General features: G+C 67.6%; 1 protein-coding gene. It reads left to right on the top strand.

The window, feature by feature from the left end; genetic code table 11:
- A partial coding sequence (locus ABD357_RS29025) for an IS3 family transposase (RefSeq protein WP_344393983.1) occupies positions 1 to 589 on the top strand: 589 nt, incomplete at its 5' end.
- Positions 590 to 618: the final 29 nt, after the last annotated feature.

Here is a 618-nt window from a genome sequence, read left to right as displayed (position 1 = left end):
TCGGCGCGGGCTGACCCGCCCCGGCAGACGGGCCGCCGCCCCGGACTTCGTGCGCCGGGACTTCAGCGCGGACGCCCCGGACCAGGTGTGGTGCGGCGACATGACCGAGATCGTCACCGGCGAGGGCAAGCTCTACCTCGCCACCGTCATCGACCTGTTCTCCCGCCGCCTGCTCGGCTACGCGATGGGAGAGCGGCATGATGCCGAACTCGTCGTCGCGTCCCTGAACATGGCCGCGGCCACCCGCGGCGGCGACGTGAAAGGCGTGATCTTTCATAGCGACCGCGGCAGCGAGTACGTCTCCCGGCGCTTTCGGCGGGCCTGCCGCCGCCTGGGCGTGATCCAGTCCATGGGCCGGGTCGGATCGTGTTTCGACAACGCCGTCAGCGAGGCGTTCAACAGCGTCCTCAAGGTCGAGTACGTCCACCGCCACACCTTCGCCACCCGCACCGAGGCCCGCCTGAAGATCGCAACCTGGATCACCGGCTTCTACAACACGCACCGACTACACAGCGTGTGCGGATACCGGAGCCCGATCGACTACGAACACGACCACCGAGCCAACTCCGCCCTGGGGCTGGCCGCATAGAAGATCTCCACAGTTCGAGGGGATTGACA

Origin of the sequence: Streptomyces vastus, from assembly GCF_039532825.1 — a bacterium.
Taxonomy (GTDB): Bacteria; Actinomycetota; Actinomycetes; order Streptomycetales; family Streptomycetaceae; genus Streptomyces; species Streptomyces vastus.
Note: the sequence above shows the minus strand (reverse complement) of the source record. Positions and strands in the feature narration are given on the sequence as shown.